19 protein-coding genes and 1 pseudogene are annotated in these 23,978 nt (G+C 37.7%); 13 read left to right on the forward strand and 7 right to left on the reverse strand.

Translation table 11 applies throughout. From position 1 onward, the window contains the following. The first annotated feature begins 28 nt into the window (after positions 1–28). On the forward strand, positions 29–535 hold the full coding sequence (locus J8L71_RS03860) for an AAA family ATPase (protein ID WP_210999356.1): 507 nt from the start codon (positions 29–31) through the stop codon (positions 533–535). Between the two features lie 116 nt (positions 536–651). Then, positions 652–1,374 carry a hypothetical protein gene (locus J8L71_RS03865; RefSeq protein ID WP_210999357.1) on the forward strand — a complete coding sequence of 241 codons (723 nt, stop codon included), beginning with the start codon at positions 652–654 and terminating at the stop codon, positions 1,372–1,374. Between the two features lie 474 nt (positions 1,375–1,848). Here the strand turns inward: J8L71_RS03865 and J8L71_RS03870 are convergent. Continuing rightward, positions 1,849–3,001, reverse strand: a pseudogene (locus J8L71_RS03870) (IS110 family transposase). 217 nt (positions 3,002–3,218) lie between these two features. Here J8L71_RS03870 and J8L71_RS03875 point away from each other — a divergent pair. From J8L71_RS03875 to J8L71_RS03885, 3 genes are all read left to right on the forward strand, one after another. Beyond that, a complete protein-coding gene (locus J8L71_RS03875) occupies positions 3,219–3,680 on the forward strand; it encodes a carboxymuconolactone decarboxylase family protein (protein ID WP_210999358.1) in 462 nt (153 codons plus the stop codon). Beyond that, complete coding sequence (locus J8L71_RS03880; protein ID WP_247655192.1) at positions 3,610–4,437, forward strand: helix-turn-helix domain-containing protein; 828 nt, start codon at positions 3,610–3,612, stop codon at positions 4,435–4,437. The genes J8L71_RS03875 and J8L71_RS03880 overlap by 71 nt, the downstream gene beginning before the upstream one ends. A 314-nt stretch (positions 4,438–4,751) precedes the next feature. Then, the gene (locus J8L71_RS03885; protein WP_247655193.1) at positions 4,752–5,312 is read left to right on the forward strand and encodes a transposase; all 561 of its coding nucleotides are present in this window, start codon (positions 4,752–4,754) and stop codon (positions 5,310–5,312) included. A gap of 296 nt (positions 5,313–5,608) precedes the next feature. Here the strand turns inward: J8L71_RS03885 and J8L71_RS03890 are convergent, their stop codons facing one another. After that, on the reverse strand, positions 5,609–7,558 hold the full coding sequence (locus J8L71_RS03890) for a putative glycoside hydrolase (protein WP_210999359.1): 1,950 nt from the start codon (positions 7,556–7,558) through the stop codon (positions 5,609–5,611). A 568-nt stretch (positions 7,559–8,126) separates the two neighbouring features. Beyond that, the gene (locus tag J8L71_RS03895) at positions 8,127–9,329 is read right to left on the reverse strand and encodes an RICIN domain-containing protein (RefSeq protein WP_210999360.1); all 1,203 of its coding nucleotides are present in this window, start codon (positions 9,327–9,329) and stop codon (positions 8,127–8,129) included. Positions 9,330–10,312: 983 nt separating this feature from the next. On the opposite strand from J8L71_RS03895, the gene J8L71_RS03900 reads away from it, so the two are divergent. After that, positions 10,313–12,463, forward strand: a complete 2,151-nt coding sequence (locus J8L71_RS03900) for a cellulase family glycosylhydrolase (RefSeq protein WP_247655194.1) — start codon at positions 10,313–10,315, stop codon at positions 12,461–12,463. Between the two features lie 226 nt (positions 12,464–12,689). On the opposite strand, the gene J8L71_RS03905 is transcribed toward J8L71_RS03900, so the two are convergent. Together J8L71_RS03905 and J8L71_RS03910 are read right to left on the reverse strand one after the other, a co-directional pair. After that, positions 12,690–13,721: a methionine synthase gene (locus J8L71_RS03905; RefSeq protein ID WP_210999361.1), complete on the reverse strand. Its 1,032-nt coding sequence runs from the start codon at positions 13,719–13,721 to the stop codon at positions 12,690–12,692. 30 nt (positions 13,722–13,751) lie between these two features. Beyond that, entirely contained in the window at positions 13,752–14,726 is a 975-nt protein-coding gene (locus J8L71_RS03910) for a DUF1852 domain-containing protein (protein WP_210999362.1), read from the reverse strand. A gap of 439 nt (positions 14,727–15,165) precedes the next feature. Here J8L71_RS03910 and J8L71_RS03915 point away from each other — a divergent pair, with 439 nt between their 5' ends. The 5 genes from J8L71_RS03915 (at position 15,166) to J8L71_RS03935 (ending at position 18,588) form a co-directional block, all read left to right on the forward strand. After that, complete coding sequence (locus J8L71_RS03915) at positions 15,166–16,179, forward strand: DUF5924 family protein (protein ID WP_210999363.1); 1,014 nt, start codon at positions 15,166–15,168, stop codon at positions 16,177–16,179. A gap of 71 nt (positions 16,180–16,250) precedes the next feature. Next, positions 16,251–16,487 carry a hypothetical protein gene (locus tag J8L71_RS03920; protein WP_210999364.1) on the forward strand — a complete coding sequence of 79 codons (237 nt, stop codon included), beginning with the start codon at positions 16,251–16,253 and terminating at the stop codon, positions 16,485–16,487. 11 nt (positions 16,488–16,498) lie between these two features. Then, positions 16,499–16,942 (forward strand): hypothetical protein, encoded by a 444-nt coding sequence (locus J8L71_RS03925; RefSeq protein WP_210999365.1) that lies wholly within the window; start codon positions 16,499–16,501, stop codon positions 16,940–16,942. A 415-nt stretch (positions 16,943–17,357) separates the two neighbouring features. Beyond that, positions 17,358–18,020 carry an NAD(P)H-dependent oxidoreductase gene (locus J8L71_RS03930; protein WP_210999366.1) on the forward strand — a complete coding sequence of 221 codons (663 nt, stop codon included), beginning with the start codon at positions 17,358–17,360 and terminating at the stop codon, positions 18,018–18,020. A gap of 79 nt (positions 18,021–18,099) precedes the next feature. Further along, the gene (locus J8L71_RS03935; RefSeq protein ID WP_247655195.1) at positions 18,100–18,588 is read left to right on the forward strand and encodes a hypothetical protein; all 489 of its coding nucleotides are present in this window, start codon (positions 18,100–18,102) and stop codon (positions 18,586–18,588) included. Between the two features lie 119 nt (positions 18,589–18,707). Here the strand turns inward: J8L71_RS03935 and J8L71_RS03940 are convergent, their stop codons facing one another. Next, a complete protein-coding gene (locus J8L71_RS03940) occupies positions 18,708–20,723 on the reverse strand; it encodes a TonB-dependent receptor (protein WP_210999367.1) in 2,016 nt (671 codons plus the stop codon). Positions 20,724–20,949: 226 nt separating this feature from the next. Here J8L71_RS03940 and J8L71_RS03945 point away from each other — a divergent pair, with 226 nt between their 5' ends. Then, positions 20,950–22,767 (forward strand): serine/threonine protein kinase, encoded by a 1,818-nt coding sequence (locus J8L71_RS03945; RefSeq protein ID WP_210999368.1) that lies wholly within the window; start codon positions 20,950–20,952, stop codon positions 22,765–22,767. Between the two features lie 52 nt (positions 22,768–22,819). On the opposite strand, the gene J8L71_RS03950 is transcribed toward J8L71_RS03945, so the two are convergent. Then, positions 22,820–23,371, reverse strand: a complete 552-nt coding sequence (locus J8L71_RS03950) for a hypothetical protein (protein WP_210999369.1) — start codon at positions 23,369–23,371, stop codon at positions 22,820–22,822. A 165-nt stretch (positions 23,372–23,536) separates the two neighbouring features. On the opposite strand from J8L71_RS03950, the gene J8L71_RS03955 reads away from it, so the two are divergent. Beyond that, the gene (locus tag J8L71_RS03955) at positions 23,537–23,968 is read left to right on the forward strand and encodes a DUF3859 domain-containing protein (RefSeq protein WP_210999370.1); all 432 of its coding nucleotides are present in this window, start codon (positions 23,537–23,539) and stop codon (positions 23,966–23,968) included. Positions 23,969–23,978 lie beyond the last annotated feature (10 nt).

Genomic DNA, 23,978 nt, shown 5'->3' on the forward strand with positions numbered 1-23,978 from the left:
TGTTTCGAGGAGGAATCAATAAACTCTTATGTTGTATATACTTGGCGGTCTGCCCGCGACAGGCAAAACTGAACTTTCAAAGTATTTATCTTCCTCATTGGGTGCAGTCCATATCCGCATCGACACTATCGAACAAGAATTGAAAAACTGTGGATTTAACAAGTTATATGACGAGGGTTATAAGATTGCTTTTGCTCTCGCGCTAGAGAACCTAAAAAACGGCCTTTCTGTAGTGGCAGACTCAACCAATCCAGTTTTAGAATCTCGTGAAGCGTGGATAAGCGTTGCAAATAAAGCCTCATCGCCCTTCACAGAAATCGAAGTTATCTGCTCTAATGAAAATGAACACAGAGAGCGCGTCGAAAAAAGGCAAACGGATATTCCTAACCTTTTACTTCCGTCGTGGGAAAGTGTGACTTCAAGGGATTATCATTTGTGGAAAACAGTACGTATTGTCATCGATACAGCGGGAAAAACGCCGGAACAAAGTAAAAAAGAGCTGAGTGAGTTTCTTCGTAGAAGCAATGAAACATAACAACTCAATAAACTCACTTACTTCGTTCGCTGGGACACATACACGCAGGGCGGCTTTGCCATTATGCCCTACGTGCCTGCGCCCGTTATTGAAAAGTTATGCGTACAAGGAGTGTTATGAAGCGTTCAGTTGAAATTACGGACAATAGTTTTTTTTCAATATTTTCCGATGCTGTTTTACTTTATGATCTTGCTTCATCGGAAAGTAATGAGCATGTTCGTAGAACTTTATCTACATCTTCCATTTTGTCTGTAAATTATGGGAAGTCCACTGCTGCAAATTCTTTTCTAAAATCTATTGATATAAACTCCAAAATTAGTGCTCAAGTGGATAGATTTTCAACACTAGATAAATTTGATTTTATTCTTCAGTGGCACAAAGGTATTTCTTTGCCGCGAGGTGATAGTGAAACACAAATAGTAAAAAAGTTAATTGAGCAACGTAATCAATTAGTACACCCAAAAGTAAAAGTAATAAAACAAGATGTAGTAACCTCGCCAGGTGATGATGCTGTCGCTTATTACCATAAAGCAGATGACTCTGATTCTACTGAAAAGTGTAAGATTACAAAAATGTCGCTGAACTCATCGAATTACTGCCCAGAAGATTCTCTAATTGCATTAAAGTCTCTTGTTAATTTTTTAAATAAACTCGTAGAGAATTGGTGGGGAATAGATGTTCCAACTTCGGAAATTTTGTTAATGAGATCTTGGACTGGCTCTATTCAAGCAAATCCTATTATGTATGATCAAAATGAACTCAAAGTCGTATTAAAACACAACGATACTTTGAATATTAGGTTTGCAGGTTTATATGGCATACTCGAAGAGTACGCATAACAAGAGAATTAAGCAGGATTAAATACAGCGGGCTGTCCGCTTCGCTCCATTTTAGCCCACTATATTTAGCCTCTTATTTAGGCGTTGGTATGACTCCCACTATCAAGTTAAGCACACTGATCCTTGCTTCACTTTTTAAGCCATAATTACTTTGGCTCGAATTAGAGCGAGTTAATACATAGGATGAAGCAAGTAATGTCGTCGGTTATCTTACTGATATGACTACAGGCGTCCTGCCTTTCGTGAATCAGCTACGCTGTTCAAAATTGTTCCTGACAATTTTGTCGTTGGTTATTACTATTTCTAGTAACAGAGCAGACCTTACTTAGTTCGCCCCGTGGCGGTCACCCATGGCACCTGTCTTCAGTCTATGTTCGTGGTTCAATGAAGCGTTAGCTGCATTGCCATCCTAACGCCGTCGGTGGTTGTGCCACTCCCGATGCTTGATCCTATGCATTAACTCTAATTCGTTTGTCATGCAGGTACTCTTGCCAATCTAAGTTTTGTATTTACTGGCGTTAGTACCACTTCTTTTGCAATTGCCCATATGTATGCAATCATTTCTCGGGCAATGGCGGTGACAACCAGGTTGTAATGTTTCCCTTTGGCTATCATTTTTTTATAGCGCTTGCAGAGCCTAAGTTGTGCTTTCCACGCAATATCAATAATGTCCTTTGGTAAACCTTCTTGTCGTTTTTGCATATCTGTCGATATATTTGCTGCATAGTGATAAGTGTGTGTGTCTTCAACTAGAAGGCGCCTCGCTAGGCCGTTTCCGAATTTTGTGATGGCGCCAATATGGCGTTTGCCACCACTCGAGTGCTTACTAGGTACAAGTCCAAGATAACTCATTAATTTGCGGGGGGGTCGAAGCGCGATAAATCGCCAAGCTCAGCAACAACGCCGGTGGCGACCAACAAACGAACGCCACGCATAGCTTGTATTGCTTTTACTACAGGATAATAACGCCACTGGTGAACATGGTGTGTTAGTTCATTGTCTAGCCGTTCAAGTCGGCTTATTCGTTCATTAATTGAGTGTAAAAACTCTTGTAAGACGATGTGCTGCGCGGGATGTGGCAACATAAGCTCAGTGAGCCAACGTAAATGTTTTGTGACCAATTTGCAGTGCCTCTGTAATTAATATTATTGCGAAGCAGCAGTGCCCTTTAATTGATATTTAGCATCTTTTAAATCCTTCATTGCCACTTCGCGTGCGCGAGATAAATCACGTACGGCTTCATCTTCAGGCTCGGGAACATAAATAGGTGTTAAATCTTCAGATTTAAGTAATTTAGCGAGCTTAAGTGCATCACGTTTATCGGTTTTAATCTTCTTACCTGGCTTTTTGGGAATCAGAGAGGGTGCAACCACATAACAGCAATGGCCGAGACTGGTAATTAATCTGTAAATCCAATAACCACATGGGCCAGCTTCATGAACAAAATGAAGTGTTGCGCCAGGGTATTTGGATTCACACTGAGGAACAAGCTTTTAAACGGCCACTTTGGAAGACGATACTCGGCCAAGATGAACGGGTTTCGCACCTCTATGTTCTTCAATATAGGCGACTTCATTGAATTCTTATGTGTATCAAGACCGATAAAAAGTATGCTATGTTTATTCATTTTAGCCTCTGCTGTTTAGCTAATTGACAAACTAAGTATGGCTCTGGCTTAGAATTAAGCTAACCCACGAAAAGCGGAGGCTAACACCGTGTGGGAGTCATTATGTCTAAATGGCCTCAATCAGTCCCAATTTGAGCTGAATACGTGTCGAAAATATTCAATACTAGGCTTAAGACATAAGCTATCTTTGCTCCAATAACTATTGAGGAGATAAGATATGACTTTACGTGCAAACTACTTGGATCTCGCATCCAAAGCAATGCAGATTCTCATGAATCAGGAAAGCTATTTACGTGAGCAATTTAGCGTTTCAGAAACAGTGACAACTCAGGTTTGGGAATTGGTTAAAGTGAGAGTGTCCCAGATCAACCAGTGTGCTTTCTGTATCGATATGCACAGCAAAGATGCGCTGAGTCAGGGTGAAACTCTGGAACGTATACTTGGCTTAAGCGCATGGCGTGATATGCCCCTGTACTCAGAGATAGAACTCGTAGCACTAGATTGGGCAGAGTATTTGACCGCAGGTAAACCTGCGGACGATGAAAACTATAAGAAAGTGGTACAGGTATTAGGTGAACAAACCGTTGTTGATTTAACCATTGCAATTAATGCAATCAACAGCTGGAACCGAATTGCCAAAACATTTAAACCAGAGGTGGGCAGCTATAAATCACAATAAATCACTTAAACAAGCATTCAACTTTCTGCTGTCTCAACCATCGGGACAACTGTCTGCGTTTGTACAAGGAATATGGTCAGCATCTGTACTTAAATCGGATTCGGTAATGAGGCCACTGTATTCTGATGCGGGCAGTGGCATTATTTTTAATCTTGTTGGTGACGTGAAGATTGGGAATGAAGTGCTGCCGGAAGGTGTCATCATGCTTCCGATAAATAAACAGACGGAAAACATTGTTCTGGCTTCTGGGGCGCAACTTGCAGGCATCCGCTTCCATCCGGCAATGGGTTATGGTGTATTGGGGCAGCACTATGATAAGCCAACGTTATTAATTCCAGAACAAGATCAACTGTATAGCCTCTACCAGATTTATTCTGACCTTCGGATGCAAAAAAACAAGGAAGGGCAGGTTGAAGCTCTGTATATGTGGGCAGAAACTAATCTGGGTTTTACCAATGTGATCCCAGACTCTCTGGAAAAAGCATTGGATTGTATAGCGCAAGACGAAGCACCGGGGCAACTCAGCGAAAGTATTGAGTTGAGCCAGCGACAAATCGAGCGAATTTTTAAACATTGGCTGGGAATGACACCCAAACATTATCAGCGCATTTTAAGGGTTAAAAATGCAATCCGTTTTTTAAGGTTGCATACAAACGTAAATCTGGCGGATGTTTCTCAACAATTCGGATTCAGTGATCAAGCTCATATGACACGAGAGTTTCGTACTATTGCATGTATAACACCAGGGGAAGTATAAGAATCACTGGCTTTCGGATATTAGTTCAATCGATAAACGTTCTGTAGTTAGCCTAATAAACTTAAGCCCGAGCCAAGGCTCATTTAACAAGTCAAAGCACTCTGACGCAGAAAAGCTGCGCCGGTGTTTGAGGCGTTGAGGCTGTAGAGTTACTTTTTAGGTACTTATCCAACTATTTTTTAGTTGATTGCTTTTTAACCTTGAACCCATTCGTTCGCTCGGTAAACTGTCGTAGTACTTTCTTTGGGTGAGAAGTCAAGCCTGACTTATCCGGTCAAAATAAATTAATTCCTATTAATTTCGCTGAGCAAATTTTGCCGGGAACATTTGAGTACGCCCTTTGTTATATCGGCGAAAATAAACTCGATTTATCGGGATTTGACGCGTGGTATAATAACGACAAAACGGGCGCTGCTGCGTATCCGCCCTCGGTAATGTTAAAGATTATTTTACTGGGTTATGCGCATGGGTTTATCAGTAGCCGTCGGATTGCAAAAGCTTGCGAGCATAATATTTTATTTATGAGTGTGTCGGGTAATATCCAGCCGCATTACACATCAATAGCGGGCTTCGTGGCTAAATTGCATGAACAGATTGAGCCGCTTTTTACGCAAGTGCTGATGATATGTGATGAAGAAGGCTTGATAGGCCGCAATATGTTTGCCATTGATGGGTGTAAATTAAAATCCAATGCGAGTAAAGAGTGGAGCGGCACATTCGATGAGTTAGGCCGTAAAAAAGCAAAACTAGAACGTGCAAGTAAACGCATTATTGCACGCCACCAATCACACGATAGCCTGAGCAAAGAGCTTATAACACAGGATTTAAGACAAAAAGAAAAGCTGGGAAGTCCAAGCTCGATAAAAGGCAGATAAAATCACCGTATTCTTAGCAACGCCGTGATGGTAATCACACCCATTCAGTGCTGTACATAGATGATAAAATAGTAAACAGGCTTAATGATATAGTGATAGTTATTATCTGGCACATACTCTGTACAAGGTGAGAAGTTAAGGAAAGTTGAAATCATCTTCCTCAATCAATACCGTGAAAGCTTGTTCGATTTCAATTCGTTTAATATTTTAATAAAGTGTTAGTTGTAGCTTAAAACAGCTTCGCCTCAATACCGATGAAGTATCGCTATTGAGGCAAGAAATCCCTATGCTATATTTTACAGTGCATCACGCCATGTTAAAACGGCTTTTTGAGATTTAACATCCACCCACACATCAACATATTCATAGGAACGAGTAAATATATAATTGTTTTTTACGGGCGCTCCTAAAGGCTCTCCAAGAGGTCGGTTAAATTCAGGAATGTAACTTGTGTCCCATATATTTTGCGCTGCAGGAGTGGCATTAACACCAAGCTGATAACTAAAGAAGGCATTTTCTTCTGCAATAATCAAGAAGATAGCTAATGGGAAATCTACATGTTTTGCCATATATTTTTGCTTTTCTTCATAAGTGTCAGGTACTGGTTCATCGGTATCTGGGTTGGTTTGGAAATTAATAATCTTTCCTTGTGCCAATGCTTCACGCATTAGTTGCATGGATAAACTAATAGCGTCTGCGGTGGTTTGCGACGGGAAGTCATAGTCTAGTGTATAGTCCCAGCGCTCTAAATACGAGCCATCGAGAATTTCCATAAAAGCTCGGCTTGCATTATGACGTTCACCACGCAAGTTATTGCCAATTAATATTTTGTCTTCAGGCAAACTTTCCCAAAGTTGACTGATCATACGCACATAATCACTTACTGGCTCTTTGTTTACAAACAGTGTATCCACAGCTGCTTTTGGCATTTTATCAATAAAAACACCATCAATGTTGTCATCTGAAGCAACTTCAACAGGAAAATTAACCCACCAATCTCTTAGCTCTTTATTGTTTTCGTCATACCAATAATAGAGATCTTTAAATAGGTAAAGCTCACTATTTTCTAATAATTTACTCCAAGATAGTTTATTTTCTTCATAGTTATTATCACTACTATAACCAGTGTAATGAATTTGAGTGTTCCAATAAAATAAGGTTTTGATATTAGGATTAAGTTGCTTTAAGCGTGCGGCTGTATCTTTTATGCCTTCGTCAACACTATTAAATCCTGCCTTATTTGCTTTTTCTAACATGACTAGTTGGTAATGATCGGCAATCGATGCAATTTGTTCATCGGTATAAGGCGCATGATTACGTACAGCTAACCAACGCGGTACGGTGTCCCACGAGAAATTAGGGAATAATGCTTGTCGGGATTTTTTTTCAGCGGGATAAACTTCACTGTATGTAGGCCCAGTCCCATGCAAAGATAAATCTGACGCTTCCCATACCGGAGTACTTGTAGGGTTATTGATAGAAAGTGAAAATTGCATTTCTGCAACACCCCAGGAGCGGCTATCGAATGCATCGCCTGCACCGGTGATAACAAACTCGTCAACGGTATCAAAATGAATATCTGATGTAGGCGTATTAAAAGATTGCGGATTGAGCCCAGTGCCTTTTCCTAGAATATATTGGTGGGCGTAACCACCATTTGTTTCTAAAAGCTGTACAAAGTTAAAACCATTAAAATGTGCTTGGTAGTCATCTACCTTTACTTCGAGATTACTAATTGTAACTCGCAAACTTTGGCCTTCACCTTGTCCTTCGCTGCTATCATTGGCGATATCCCATACGCTTTGCTCTGTATTATCAGGATTAATCCAAACATTAACTTCATCGGAAGTACCTAAACGCGTCATCGACGCTTCACCATTAGTACTACTGTTAGTAAAGGTACTGTCACTAAACCCTTCAACATTCACATTAAACGATAACGTGTCATTTATGCCGTCATGGTCGAAGTCATCGCCTGTCCATTGAATGCTATAGACGAGTGTGTGATCAATGCGAGTAATAGAGCAACTAAGCTCACTCATACTTTGATTAGCTATAATACTGCCGTTATTAATCTTTAATGCTTGGTGATTACCACCATGACAAGCTTGTGCACTAAAAGAAAACCATGCTTCACTTTGATAGCTGTTGTTATTTTCTTTGTTTGGCGTTATGGCATGACTATTCCAAGTTGTGATGGCGCTCAGCAGCATTAATAACCTGCAAAAGCGTGTTTGTAGCTTCATTGTATTATCCTTTTTGAAATTTTAACTCTTACTTTTCTTATCTTGTAAAAATGTTTACATTCGCAGCTTTAATACATAAAAATAATATTTAAAGTGTTCTCAACCCTAATTTTCACAGTGAAATAATCTAAGCCTTTCATTTGAATAGCCGATAGCGGGGAGGAGTAAATAACTATTTTTATATTTGCTTAGTACTATTTTTTTAACGTAGAGATGGTTTTTATTCCTTACTTTGGACCTGATTAAGGTAATGAAAAGGTATAGCGAAGTAGACTACTTGTATTCACTTGTTAGAGTGAAGACTTAAACAAAAAGCCACTTTTCTATAATAAATTTGCTCTTAAATAATGGTGTTTACTGTAAGGTTTGGCATAGACAGTAATTCAAAATTTATAGATATAAGTCAACTTTCTAGCGTAGTGATGGCTATACACATACTTTTGACCAAACCACAATTGAACGGGATCTACTACTATCAAATATCAAATATCAAATATCAAGTGTAAGCAACTTCACAATCACTCACACTTGTTAATTTTTATTATCAATTAATACGATAATTTAAACTTTAATCTAGTTCTTTAAATACCCATTGTTGGTTTTGATTTGTATCTCTCGCTTTCCATAAATAAATGTTTTGGCCATCATTGCCAGAATTGTTTCCGTCAATAGCATAAAGAGGGGCGTTTCGCTTAGTTAGGTGGTATGTATTTGCTTTTACATATACTTTTTTCCAATGCTGATTCTGGTTGTTGTCTTCGCACTGCCATAAATAGATGTTTTGTCCATTGTCTGCTCCATTACCTCCATCTAGGCAATAGCCAGTTTCATATTTTTGGTATGAATAGTAGCCATTACCGCGATCAATTTCGTACCATTTTTGGTTGTTATTGGTAGATCGGCTAGACCAAAGGTATACATTTTGACCATTTTCAGAGTCGTTGTTTCCGTCAATAGCAAATTCAGAGGCATTAAACTTTGTAATATGGAACAATTTAGAAGGGGAAGGATCAACTACCGAATAACCGTCAGTGCCGTTGTACCAGGTCATGTTGTCATAATAGATGATCCGTTCTTCATTATTTCTATATTCGTCAACAGCGTAGTTATATTGACCAAACTTTAACTCAACATATGTGTCGTCATATTGACTATCATTATGATTGAAGTTACCAAAGCCAAAATTGATATTGTAATGTCCGTACTTTAGTACGTTATCAACCCATATCTCAATCTTACCGGTATTATTAGCAGACAAAATGTAATGAATAATGATTTGGTGATCTTCCCCTTTTGTAAAATTCGCTTCAACAACTCTTTGGACTTGTGAACTTGTGTTATTGGCACTACGGCGAACAAAAGTCAGGTCTCCTTGTTCATATTTAAGCATACCTGCCCATGTAAATATGTCTGAATTGTCCACAAACTGAAAAATTTGAGCGATACCTGATTCAGTATCAGTAGTATGATTTTCTTCAATATTTATAGTGAATCCAAGCCATGTTTCTTTGGTGGATTTAAAGTCATCTAAGGGAGCACAAGCTTCAGTTCCTTTTGAGGTCCTTGTTCCATCATAGCCTTTTTCATACCAATGAGTAATTACACGGCCGCTCTCAACTCGAGTGAAATTAGGCGCTTTTGAGGTGCATTCAAAATAAGATCCTAGTGTTCCGTCGTTAAAATCGTGGCTGAGTGAATCATTTGCATACACATTGTTAAATACAAATAAACCTAAAATAATTATTTTTATTTTGAAGGTTAAAAATGACATTGCTTTTCCTTTTTTTATATTCAAATTCAATAGGTTATCGTTACATTTAATCTTTGCCGCAAAGCGTCAAGAATATGAATTAAAAGCCTTTTTATATTTAATGAGATTAAATTAATTTTAATCATAGCGTTATATAAACAAATTGAATTTTGACGACTTATTAAGTTGTGGTTACAAACCGCTTAGTGATGAGCTGTATAAATAGGTAGCTAATCACTAAGCGGTAACTTGTTTTTATTATCCATAGAGGGATTTAAATTTACTATCTATCAAACTGATAGTTAGAGTCTGGTGTGATTGTCTAATCAAAAGACAGAAACTAAAGACTAATAGCACTAAAACAAACTAAGGATTTGTTAATAGTTTGTGGTTATGGGTTTTATTTTGTAAATCAAATGGCGTTACTTAGTAAGATTAACAATTTACAAATCCCGATTACAGAAACTAAAAAGGATTTTGAACTGTTTTTAATATCTGTCAACTATTGAGATACCGAGTCGCAAATTTGATCTAGCCTTTAATAAATAAAAATGACGAACAAAGTATAAATTAGGATTTTTAATACTAATATTTTTCACTTTAATAAAGAGTATTAAGTTTTTTTACAATACTAATTGTTAATTAGTAGTAACTGGATGCATTATTTTTTATATTACTCACTAAAAACTAATACTATATAACTGCACAAATCTAATTGACTAGTAATAATTGACCTATTATAGGAACTCCGCTATCCTCTTTCGCTTAATAAATCTGCAGTTGTTTAAGATTTGTTAAAAGCTAAATGTTTTAACTAGGTAAGAGCATAAATGTTGCTCTATAAGTTAATTGAAAACCAACTCAGCGGTTAGCTAATAGAATGATTAATGTTCTTAGTTTGAGTCTTTGTGTTGATGTTTGCTTATATGGTAGAGCGCTTAGCCTCTTTTAAATTTAATTACTATGAGAGTGATATAGAAAATATGAACGTATATAAGCGTAAAATGAAACTGAAGTTTAAAAAGACGTTAATTGCAACAGTAATGTCGACATTAAGCACACTTAGTGTTGCTGGCACTCCTTTAAATAACGATGACTGGTTACACGTTGAAGGTAATCAAATAGTTGATACTAATGGGAATTCAGTATGGTTAACCGGCGCTAATTGGTTTGGTTTTAATGCTACAGAGCGTGTTTTTCATGGTTTATGGTCTGTTAATTTAGAGTCAACACTTGATAGCATTGCAGCTCGCGGTATTAATATTCTGCGTGTTCCTATTTCAACAGAGCTACTTAAAGAATGGCAAAATGGTATTTACAAACGTGTTAGTGTAAATACTGCTGCCAACCCAGATTTAGTGGGGGCTACTTCGCTTGAAGTGTTTGATGCCTTTTTAGCGCACTCAAAAAAAATAGGTATTAAAGTATTACTTGACGTACACAGTGCTGAGGCTGATAACTCAGGTCATATCGAAAAAATGTGGTACAAAGGTGATATAACTTCAGAAGACTTTTATTCTGCCTGGGAGTGGGTTGCAGCTCGTTATGCAAATGACGATACGATTATTGCATTTGACTTAGAAAACGAACCACATGGTAAGCCATGGGCAGACAACGATTTTGCAAAGTGGGATAATTCTACAGACGAAAATAACTGGAAATATGCATGTGAAACAGCTGCTAACCGAGTTTTAGATGCAAACCCTAATATGCTAATTATGTGTGAAGGTATCGAGTCCTTCCCTGTTGATGGTATTACTTGGACAAGCAAAGATAAAAACGATTACCACAATAACTGGTGGGGCGGTAACTTACGTGGTGTTAAAGATTTTCCTATTGATTTAGGTGAGCGCCAATCACAGTTTATGTATTCACCACATGATTACGGTCCTTTAGTATTTGCCCAGGGTTGGTTTTATGAAGGGTTCGATAAAGAAACACTTTATAAAGATGTTTGGAAAGACAATTGGATGTTCATTCATGAAGAAAATATTTCACCTTTACTTATTGGCGAGTGGGGTGGATTTATGGATGGTGGTGATAATGAAGCATGGATGTATGCAATACGAGACCTGATCACTGAAAATAAATTACACCACACTTTTTGGTGCATAAACCCTAACTCAGGTGATACCGGTGGTTTGTTAAATAACGATTGGGTTACGTGGGATGAAGAAAAATACGACTTATTCAAACCTTCACTTTGGACAAATAATGAAGGTAAGTTCGTTAGTTTAGATCACCAAGTAGCCTTAGGTAGTGACGAAACCGGTGTTAGCCTTAACGAATACTTTGCTGATGTAACGCCCTCGGTTAACATAACGTCACCAGTTGAAGGTGCAGTTGTACTTACAGGCAGTGATATAAACTTATTTTATTCATTAAGCCAAATAAACTCAGTAAACGTGTACGTTAATAATGTACTTGTTGAGCAACAAGCTAAAACGTCGGGTACTGCTGTTTTTAAAGCGCCAATAGAAGAAGGTGACTTTGTAGTTAACCTTGTTGGTGTTGATGAAACAGGTAATGAACTGGCTATCACGGACGAAATTACACTAACGGCAGTTAATGAAATCGTACTTGAACCAAAAATTTCGGTATCAGCGCCATTAAGCGATTCCAGTGTTGAAACTAACAGTGAAATTAATGTAAGTGTTGATTTAACTGATGCCACCGGATTTGAAGTGACCTTTAATGGTTTAACGAGTTTATTCTCTGGTAGCACAGGTGTTATTACCGCGCCAACTGAGCCTGGTGTATATACTCTTACTGTTACTGCTCTTGATAAGAGTAACAAACCACTTAATGCCAGCGACTCTATTGACTTAATTGTAACGGCACCTGTTATCGAGCCTAGTGAATTAACATGTTCTGTTGGTGAAATTAACGCGTGGGACTCTGGCTTTACTATTAGCAATATTGCTGTAAAAAATAACGGTAGTGAATCAGTAAATACATGGTCTGTTGAATTGAAATTTAACAGTGCTGTAGATTTCGTTTCTGGCTGGAGTGGTCACTTTGAAGGTGCGAATAGCACGTTTATAGTTACAAACTTAGATTACAACGGTATGTTGGCTGCAGGTCAAACAACTATATTTGGTATGCAAGCAAGTTACAGTGGTGAATTGTTAGCACCAACCTGTACAGTAAACTAAAATACTTCGTTTGTATGATATGTATAAAAGAGCTGCTCATAATGAGCAGCTTTTTTTTAATACAAAGCCGTCTTCTGCTTTTAAAAACAGGTTAGAGCTTTTCAATAAAAATTAAATATCCAATCTAAACTTTGTTCTTTAGAAGGTTTTAATTGATGCAGCATTTTTATGGTTTTTACCATGGCATGGTGCCACAGCAGTTATTGTTTATAATTTGTATTTCAAGCTAGTTTTTTAATAGCTCTTTTCTTACTATTTCTGCGCCTTTACTTAGGGCATTGAGTTTAGCATCAGCAATTTCGCGTGATAGTGGAGCCATGCCGCAGTTTGTACACGGATAGAGCTTGTCGGCATCTACAAATTTTAGGGCTTTTCGTAAAGTGGCGGCTACTTCTTCAGGTGTTTCTATTTCATTGGTGGCTACGTCAATAGCACCTACCATTACTTTTTTACCTCTGATCAGTTCGAGTAAATCCATAGGGACGTGTGAGTTGTGGCACTCTAGTGAAATAATATCAATATTCGATTGCTGTAATTTAGGAAAGGCTTCTTCGTATTGGCGCCATTCATTGCCCAATGTTTTTTTCCAATCCGTGTTGGCCTTAATGCCGTAGCCGTAACAAATATGTACAGCGGTTTCGCATTTTAATCCTTCAATTGCGCGCTCTAAACACGCAATGCCCCAATCGTTTACTTCATCGAAAAATACATTAAACGCGGGCTCATCAAATTGAATAATATCAACGCCTGCCGCTTCAAGCTCTTTGGCTTCTTGGTTGAGTATTTTAGCAAATTGCCACGCTAGTTTTTCGCGGCTTTTGTAATGGTCGTCATACAGTGTGTCTATCATGGTCATTGGGCCAGGGAGTGCCCATTTAATAGGTTGGTTAGTTTGCGAACGTAAAAACTTAGCGTCTTCTACAAATACAGGTTTTTGGCGGCTAACAGGGCCCACTACGCTTGGTACACTTGCATCGTATCGATCGCGTATTTTTACGGTTTTACGTTTTTCAAAATCAACACCGTTAAGGTGTTCTATAAATGTAGTTACAAAATGCTGACGTGTTTGTTCACCATCGCTAACTATGTCAATGCCTGCTAATTGTTGTGCATGAAGCGCAATACGCAGCGCGTCTTTTTTGCCTTGGGTTAGTTCATCGTTTTGTAGCTTCCATGGCGACCAAAGGGTTTCTGGCTCAGCAAGCCATAAAGGTTTAGGTAAACTGCCTGCTGTAGAGGTAGGTAATAAAGTTTTCATAATAAGTGATACCGTATAATTTAATTAAATTTAGATGTTTACCGTTGTAAATTGCTCAAGCACTGATTGGTATGGCTTTATAAAGTGCTCTTCGGCAAATTTACCTTGCTCTGCGGCTAATTTACTGCGCTCGTCTCTGTCGTAAATAATTTGCGTGAGTGAATGGTCGGCATTTTTTAAGTTAGGTTTGTAAGCTTTACCTGCCGTTGCATTTGCGTTGTAAATTTCTGGGCGATAAATTTTTTGAAACGTTTCCATGGTGCTAATAGTGCTTATTAGCTCAAGGTTGGTGTAGTCGTTAAGTAAATCCCCAAAGAAAAACAAGGCAAACGGCGCTGCGCTATTTGCAGGCATAAAGTAACGAACCTGTAAGCCCATTTTTTTAAAGTATTGCTCTGTTAGCGAAGATTCGTTTGGATGGTACTCAATACCTAAAATAGGATGCTCGTTTGCTGTGCGGTGATAAGTTTTGTTATCTGACACGCTTAGGCATATTACCGGTGGCTTTTTAAAGTTTTGCTTGTATGTGGTTGAGCTCACGAACGATTGAAACAACTTACCATGCAGCTCGCCAAAGTTTTTAGGAATACTAAACTGTGGCTTATCCTTATTATATTGCTGTAGTAGCACGCTAAAGTCGTAATCACGAACGTAAGACGAAAAGTTGTTCCCAACAATGCCTTCAATGCATTTGTTTGTTTTGTTATCTACTATGTTGGTTTTGAGTATTTCTATTGATGGAAAGCTTTGGCTGTTTTCATCTAAGCCAATATCTACAGAAATAATTTCGAGTTCGATTGAATAACGATCTGCCGTTGGGTTATCCCAATTAGCAAGCGTATTAAAGCGGTTATTGATCATGTTAAGTGCTTTGCGTAAATTTGATTGGCGATGTTCGCCACGTGCTAAGTTTGCAAAGTTAGTGGTAATACGAGTATTTGTTGATGGCGTGTAGTGCTCATCTAGGCGCTGACTTTTAATATTAAAGGTTAAGTTTTTACTCATGGTGTTGGGTATCCAATTTTTATTTAAAGGCAAAGCCAATGTTTAAATGCGGCTGCTTAGCTATAAAAGCAGGTATTAGCTAAGCGCTGTTTGATGAGTAATTTATACGTAAATTATGCCTTAAATAAAAACGGTATAATTTCACATAAAACATGAGTTTGATTCATTTATAAAATATGACTAAGCGTTGGCACTTAAGATAGGTTGAAATTAGACGCATAGGTAAGCGGTTAAGAGTAGTATTTATAGCGGTTTAGATGTCTAGATGGTTTTGTTGCGTTAAATTCATGTTGTGTATGAGTAATATTCAGGGCTCTACTTTATTAATAACGTAATGTGTAAAAAGTCAGGTTATCTATCTGTCGTTCATTTAAACCTGGTTACACTTGCTAACTAACTTCTTAATAATAAAGTACATTGTGTACGCATAAGTAAATAGATGAACAAATTAAAAAACCTGATCACGCAATTTATACAAGCCATGCAAAAGCGGCCAGGATTATTAGCTGTACTCGCATTTTGTTCAGGTGTAGCAAGCTATGTCATGGTTGATAGGCAAGAGTCGTTTTCTCAGGTTATTGCGATTGTGTTATTGATAAGCTGGTTTTGGTTGATTATTGATAACTGGCTGCGTGAAAAGGTAGAAGAGCGGTTTGGAGTTGAGGTATCGCCTAATGTAATGCGCTTTGCGCTGCAAATGGTTCAGCAAGAGAGTTTGTTTTTTGCATTGCCCTTTTTTTTAGCGGTTACGCAGTGGGATCATCCACAAGCTATTTTTACATCGCTTATTGTTTTATGTGCGGTAGTGTCGGTTATAGACCCGCTTTATTATAAAAAATTAGCCAGAAACCGCACTCTATTTACGGTATTTCACAACTTTGCATTATTTGTTGTATTACTGGTAACACTTCCTATTTTATTAAATTTAACTACAAGTCAAAGTTTAGCCATTGCTTTAGTTACTTCTGTACTGATCACTTTGCCGAGTTTGAATAATTTAATGCCTAATGTACGTTGGTGGCGTTTTCCTATTTTAGTGTTGATGTTATGTGCAGTAAGCGCGAGCGTTTGGCAATTGCGCAGCTATGTACCACCAGCAGCTCTACGCCTAACAGATATTACATTGGCCCATAAAGTCGATCTAGAACATAAAAAGCCGATAGGGAGTATTAATAAGCTTGATTTATATACACTACATCACGAAGGTTTATATTCGTGGACTGCTGTTAAAGCACCTCGGGGTTTAAATGAAAAAATATTTCATGTGTGGATACACAATAAAAAAGAAGTCGACAGAATCACCTTAAATATTAATGGGGGGCGCAAGCAAGGCTACAGAGCATGGACACATAAAGTAAATTTCCCTAAAAACTCTCAAGGAAAATGGCAAATAAAAGTAGTCACTGAATCGGGTCAATTAATTGGGTTAACAAAATTTGTTGTTACATCTTAGTTGAGTGATTGGCTGGTAAATGTAGTTTTTTTTGGTACGCTATTATTAACGTTGTTAAATGGATGAACAGTATGAGTATTGCGTTTGATATTTTTATTTGGTTAATGATAGAAACCATTTTAGGCTTTTTAATTTACTCAACAGGTTGTGCTATTTTGAAAGTAGCCACCTTAGGTAAATTTAAAAGTGATGTTAGCGACTATCTATCGTTTAAGGCTAATAAATCTAAAAGTACATTTTTAATTTGTTTACTTGGTTTTAGCTTTTACGTGCTATTGATTGGCTTTGTTGCCTACATGAGCCATTAAAATATAACTATATGAATAACAAAACGCTATATACAGCAGGCATTTTAAGTTTTATTGCATCATTTTTACATGTAGCCTGTATTTTTGGCGGCCCTGACTGGTATCGCTTTTTGGGTGCCGGTGAGCAAATGGCTCAACTGGCAGAGCAGGGAAGTACGTATCCTACTTATGTAACTTTAGCTATTTCAGTTATTATTGCTATTTGGGGCTTATATGCGCTCTCAGGTGCAGGCGTTATCTTAAAACTGCCACTACTAAAAACAGCCTTGGTATTAATCACCGCAATTTATTTAGTGCGCGGTATTGCGGGTTTAATCATTCCTTTTTTAACTACAAGCCAAATAATTCACCACAACTCTATTCAATTTTGGATTATAAGCTCGATAATTTGCTGTATTTATGGGTTATTTTACTTATTTGGTAGCGTAAAAATGTGGCATATAAAAAACAGTTAATACGTTTTATAAACAATATCGATAATTAGCAGCTGCAGATATATAAATCATTATGGCTGCCTTCGTATTTACACGATTGAGATGTAACTTTATTAATGCAGGCCTTTACTGCAGAGCATTTAACGGTCCTGAATGCGCATTTAAAAATTTAGGCGCTGGAAGTAAAGCTATACCAAACAAGCTTAAACAATATTTTTTATAAACATAACAACCTCTTTTAATGTTTGTCAGAGTGTTTACCTGGTGGCGGCCCTTGGTGATCTCTTGGTGGTCCAGCAGCCGGTCTTACATATCTAAAATTTTATTACTTTTTTCGTTTTATTTTGAAAGCCAATAAATAGTAGGTAACTTAAAACCATCTAATAAAAGATGTTAGGCTAATACTGTTGTATATAAATACAAATGGAGAAGTTATATGAAATTTTTAGTTTTTTTAGGCACCGTGAGAGATAGCACACCTCCGAGACCCGCGCGCCTAGGTGAGCGTGTAGCTAAAGCCTGTATTGAATGTTTAAATGAGCAGTATCCAGAGCACGACTTTGAATTAATAGATGCGCTTGATTACCCAAATGAGCAAGTTTTTAAGCCTCACTTTGCTTATGCACAAGGTAAGGCGCCTTCTATGCTCAGCACCTTAGCCGACAAGATTAAAGCGGCTGATGGCTATGTAATGGTTAGCCCTGAGTATAACCATAGTATGAGCCCAGCCCTAAGCGATTTACTTAATCACTTTGGTAGTTCACTCTTTTCGTACAAACCCAGTGCCATTGTTACTTATTCTGCTGGGCAGTGGGGCGGGTTAAGAGCTGCAATAAGCATGCGCACATTTTTATCTGAGCTGGGCTGCTTACCTGTATCTGCAATGATCCACGTACCAAAAGCACAAGAAGTTTTTAATGATGACGGCAGTGTTGTACAAACTGGACAAGAACAATCTTCGTGGTTTAATTATTTTCATCGTACTTTTTCACAGATGGTTTGGTGGGCAAAAGCTGCAAAAGAGCACAGTGAAAATGAAGACCCGCATAAACTGTTAAAAAGCTTTAAAACAGATCCTTCTCAGCGAAATGCGCCTTAACGAATACTTTTAAAATATAATTAATTTAGCCCCGAACTGGGCTAAACTTGTTTCTTTTATAGAAACTTAAAGTTTATAAATGATAATATTAACATCTACTTATAAAAATGGATGTTATATCTTGAAATACCTTACTCTTTTAAGTGTACTAACACTTAGTGCTTGTAGCTCTGTACAGCAATTACCAGCACTTGGCGAAGGCACTACTGCAAATATGAACTTAATAGCGCTTTCGGAGCAGAGCGCGCCACAAGGTATTAGTGGTACATTTAAGTTTTATATTAAAACTGCGGGCTCGCAGTACGGTGACGTTTTTTTAAATACCGAAAATGACTACCGTGATCGACGCGCTATTACCATTGTAATTGATTCAAAAGTAGCTGATAAACTCACAGAAAAATACGGACAACCAGCCGACACATTTTTTATTGATAAAACAATTGAAGTGACAGGTGAAGCGAAGCGAGTAACTATCGACTTTTTAAGTAAGGGCAGGAGAACCAATAAATATTATTATCAAACACACGTTGATGTAAATTCAGTTGATCAAATTCGTATTGTTAACTAAAAAATGAGTGTTTATATCTATTTACCGGTACTTACTGGTTTTGTACAAAATTTAGCAGGTAAGGACTAGTTTATAGTAGTACTGTTTTTATATACAGCACCAATGTATTCTTAAGAATATTAAAACAATAAACTGAGTGTTAATCGCGCTGTTCTAGGCTCTATTGGGTGAAAGTGATTATCTTCAACGCCTTGTGCTGGCTCACCCGGTAACCGCGAAGCATAATAGTAGTCTATATCGTGGTCGGTACTGTTAAATAAGTTGAGTAATTCAAAGTCTACTTTCCAGTGGGTTTGCTTATAACTAACTGAGCTATTAACAACCGTTAAGGGCTCTGAGCGATTATCGCCGTCGTCTGTTAATGTACGTTTTCCAATATGGCGTACTCTAAATGATGATTGCCATTGCTCACTCAAGTGCCAATTTAAACCTGTACTTGCTACAGCAGGTACAGCGCCTTCAATGTAATTATTATCCTCGTTGATATCTAAGCGTGAATGGGTAAATGAGGCTTCTAAATCGATACTAAATTTGTCGTTAATCCAGTAATAAGCACTTATTTCTAAGCCATAACGTTTAGACGCATCACTGGGCTCTGTATTACCAGCATCACCTACAAACAATAGTTCTGAGTCGAGCGTTAACCACCAAAGTGCAGCCGATAAATTAAACTTTTGCTCATCAGCAAATCGTAATCCAATTTCAGCGCCTTCACTTTTTACTAATAAGTCTACTTGCTTTGCTTGATCACCTGTAACTGGGTCTATATTAATTGTAGAGCCACGCGCATCATTTGAATGAAAAGATTGACCCCAATTAGCATATGCGGCTAGTAAATCAGTAAAGCGGTAATTTAAACTTCCTTTAAAACTGACTAAATCATCGTTTGCTTTACCTGAGTTTGCACCAGTATTACTGGTAACGTTAGTATCAAAGTAGTCGTACCTCACACCAGCAGTGGCCTCTAATTTTGGGGTAAGTAAAAATTTAGACTCCCAAAAGCTTGAGTAGCTGGTTTGCTTTAGTTCATCTTGCCTTATAGTGCTAAGTTGCTCTCTTGCTTGCGTGTTATAAAGTCCTACGTTATCTATGTCATCGTGTCGAAGCTCAATTCCTGCTGTGTGTAGCATGTTTATATCTGATGTTCTAGTTTCAAACTGATAGCTTATATTGGAGCCATAAATATTGCGGCTATCTTGCTGATTAAACTGATCACCATTAATTGGATCGTTTAAAAAATAACTAAAATTAGAATATAGATTTAAGTCATAATTAATTACATAAGCACTGGCTTTTATATGATCTCCTTGCCAGTTACTCGATAAGCTATAACGGCTAGAGCTACCGCCAAGTGTGGTATCAAGTGAGCCTAATTGAGATATTAAATTTTGCGAGACAGCACGCTGTGGAATTTGATCTGCGGAGTTCCAAGTATTGTCGTAAGCCATAGCAGTTATTAATAAGTCACCATTATAAGCTTTACCTACATAGCGTAGTAGGGCATTTTTTTTATTTACGTCTTCGTTTATATCATCCCAAGGGCCGTCGTAGCCTTGCCATTCTGCTGCTGCAATAATTTTGCCTTTTGTTAAGTTAGTAGATCCAAGTACAACAGCACGTTTATAGTTGTCCTCTCCTATGCTTAGTTCTATTTGTTGATGCTTTAGGTTATCAGCCAATTTAAACTGTGCGCTACCTGCGGCTGAAAAATCGCCTTGGCTTGCGCTATATGAGCCTTTTTGATAGTTAATTGTTGAAATAGACTCAGGGATTATAAAATTTAGGTCGGTATAGCCTTGGCCGTGTCCGTGGCTTCGCATATTAATGGGCATGCCATCTATGCTGGTGGCAAAGTCGGTACCGTGATCTAAATTAAAGCCTCTAATAAAATACTGATTAGCCTTACCTGTGCCACTGTGTTGAGTAACCGCCATACCCGGTATTAGCTCTAACATTTCGGCGCTTCTTAACATAGGGCGCTGCTCTATTTCTCCTTGGCCAATAATGCCGCTAGATGCGCTGATTGACTCACCAATTAACCCATCTCGGTGGCCATATACAGTGAGCTTTTCTATATTGGCATGAACATAACCGCTATATAAAGTGCCCATAGTTAAAATTGCTAATGTTTTCATGCTTAAAATCCCTATTTAATATGCTTACTATTCAGTGCTGTTAAATTAAATACGGCTAAGTAAATTTTTTGGATGCAACATTTGTTGTTTAATTGTAATTATTTAAACACAAACTCTGTTTTGTAATTTAAAAACTACGTTGCAAGCTATTGTAATATCTTTATATAAAACTAATAATCAGCGTGTTAAAAAATTCTACACAAATCACTCAATTAGAGAGTCTGTATTGAAAGCCAAAGAAATTCGCAATTTTTACATTAACGAAGAGCAATCTGTTTATTTGCTTTCGCACCGCGATGCTAAAAAGCATCGTCAGTGGCTTAACATTTGTATTAAACAATTAACGTTACTTGGTTACAAAAATGTAGAAATGATAGGCTCTGGTGCCTTTGGCTTTGTGTTTGCCGGTGATGACGATAACGGCTTACCTTGGGTTTTTAAGTTCTCGCGTATTACGCTTGCCCAAAGTGTACGCGATCGCCTTGAAGACGAAGCGTATATGCTCTCACAAATTAACAATCCGTTAGTGCCCAGCTTTTACGCCTTTGAGCGCATTAAAAAGCAAGGCATTTTAATGATGGCACGAGCGATTGGCGAAGACCTTGAAAAAGTATCTTTAAAAAAAGGGCGCTTTAGTGCGGCGCAAATAATGGCGCTTGCCTTGAGACTTCGTAATGTTTTAGTTGATTTACGTAGCCATAAAAATGGTATTAGCCCGCAGCCTATTGTGCATGGCGATATTAAGCCTTCTAACCTTGTGTGGGATGAAAAAACCGATGCGCTTTCACTTGTTGATTGGGGAAGCTCTGTTTATGCACAGGTTGATAGTAACGGTGAGCCTATTGCCAGTAACTTTATGGATTTAATGTCGGGAGATTTAAGTACAACTAATGCGCGTATGGGGGATGTGTACTTTATTGGCGAAGCACAAATGTCGGGGGAACAGTCATCTCCGCGTTTTGATGAGCAAGGTGTAGCAGCAACTTTATATGCGCTCGCCTCGGCGCAATCATGTCGTTTTGGCGCGCAAGCTATTCCTGCGAGTAGTTTAGGGCTACCTAAAGAGCTGGCTAAAGTGATTGATGGCATGCTTTCGAAAAATAAAGAAGAGCGTGATGGTGCAGGCGATTACTTTATGCGTAATATTACCACTATGGCCAAAGCCTATTTACCAGAAATAAAACCCCAACAGTCACGACCTGCTATCCCATATTGGTTTGGTGATGGCGATAAGCCTGACACGGTAGTTTATAGCTCACGTAAACAGTTTTTACGCCAAGCAGATCATAAACAACAGCTATTAGATGTAAACGATGCACAGCTTGACCGTTATTATAAAGAATTTTTGTTCGATACCGGCGATACCGAAAAGGCCTTTTTAGCGTCTATTAGCCGTTTAGCTAAATACCCTGTAGTAGGGGGGTTGAGTTTTCATTGGAAAGATGACTCTTTATTTGTTGAGTCGTCACTTATTATGCACGACGAAACACTCACAAATGCATTTACAGATGCAATAAACAACACGGTAATGCTTGCACAAGGTATTAGCCAAAAGGGGCTTTTTAAATGTTGTTTGTTTGATGCACGTAAAACAATTCAATTAGAGCGGGACGGTACCGGGGCATTTAAATTTGATAGCTTACCAGAGCTTGATTACGAAATAGTAAGCATGAAAGCAAATGAAATAACTCGACCACATTCCTACTTTGAAGATGGTAAAGACCCAGACGAGCAACTGCAGTTGCCTAAAAAAGTGATTAAATGCGTATTTGAGCTAAATCAGATTCATCATACAGGGTGTATTATTTTTGAAGCTTTGCCCGATAGAATGAAGATTCACCATTACTACCGACTATTAGACTCTACTAAAGAGGTAGAATTTAAGCGCCTACTTAATAAGTTGATGCAATACGCCGTTAATATTACTGATGTGGGGGTTGCTGGGTTTATGAAACTACCTTATAAAAATACCCGCGAGTTTGAGCTATGTGCTAAACAAGGCGATCACTTTTTTCCTAAGAATCCAAAGCTTTTGCAAAGTTGAATCTATAACAAAACAGAGCATTATTAATTTTAAACTCAATACTTTTTATTATTTACAACTCATCATTAAATATCGAGTTAAAAGGTGAGCTTTGAGAAATCGTAAATTGATGTAACAATTTTTGGTTGCTTTTTGTAGTGATTAAGTAGCTGCTATAAGGCTTATTTTGACTAAATAATTTCATATTTAATTTTAAGCTTTTTGTAATAATAGACATCGTAAATTTACCGCTTAGGGCTAGAGTGTTAATGCCAGCATTTTTAACTTTTACTACGTTAGGGGTGATTTTAAGGTCTTTAACAGTAAATTTATAAAGTTGATTACTTAAATATAAGTGCGTGTGTATTTTTCGTTTTATCCTTCTTTTATGTGTATTAAATTCATCAATAGAAATTATGCCATTCTGGTTATTATCTACGTTGTAAAACACTGATACAGGAAGGGTAGCGCTAATAAAAATAGTGTCATCTTCGATGTTAAGTACTGCGTTATATTTATTCTCATTCGCAATGCTTGTATCTATAAATAGTAAGCAAAGCATAACAACGAATAGCATTTTCACATATTTAGACTTTGAGCTTAGGTAAAGGGCAGTTTTGTTCATTATCAAAAGTTATTAGTTTTAGATAAGTCACTTTTAAATAATATTGTGCAAGTAATGTGTAAAAATAAGTCAACATTAAACAGATTAGTAATGAGTCGGATTTTACTATTGACTTAACTGTTATAAAATCAGCTTATTAGCACTCTACGGTAATTAATATAAGTTATGGCAAAGTCTAAACCTGAGGTTTCTATTCAAAGTTATGGGATTTATTCAACGTGGGATAGCAAAAGCAAAGCGTTACCGCAAATTGAGCAATTTACAACTAATGTTACTGCCAAACTTGATGTGGAGTTTGGCTTAATAGTTAATATTAAAAAAGCCAAAGGCGAAAAGCTCCATTTTTGTATTTATCATCCTGATATACCCAATGAAGAGGGCGAGGTAATGGCTCCGTTTGATGGAGTTGTATACGTTAAAGACAACGACTGGCACTTTTATTTAGGTGATACATTGTGGGAGCCTATTGAAAATAAACTCGGTGATTGGCGATTAACGCTTACATTAAATAATAAAGTTATTGCAGATAAAACGTTTAATATAGCGCTTGAACAACAAGGCTCTGAAAATGATTTTTGGAGAAAAAGAGGCTATTAATATAGAAGCC

It is taken from the genome of Pseudoalteromonas sp. MMG007 (genome assembly GCF_018100985.1).
Lineage (GTDB): Bacteria > Pseudomonadota > Gammaproteobacteria > Enterobacterales > Alteromonadaceae > Pseudoalteromonas.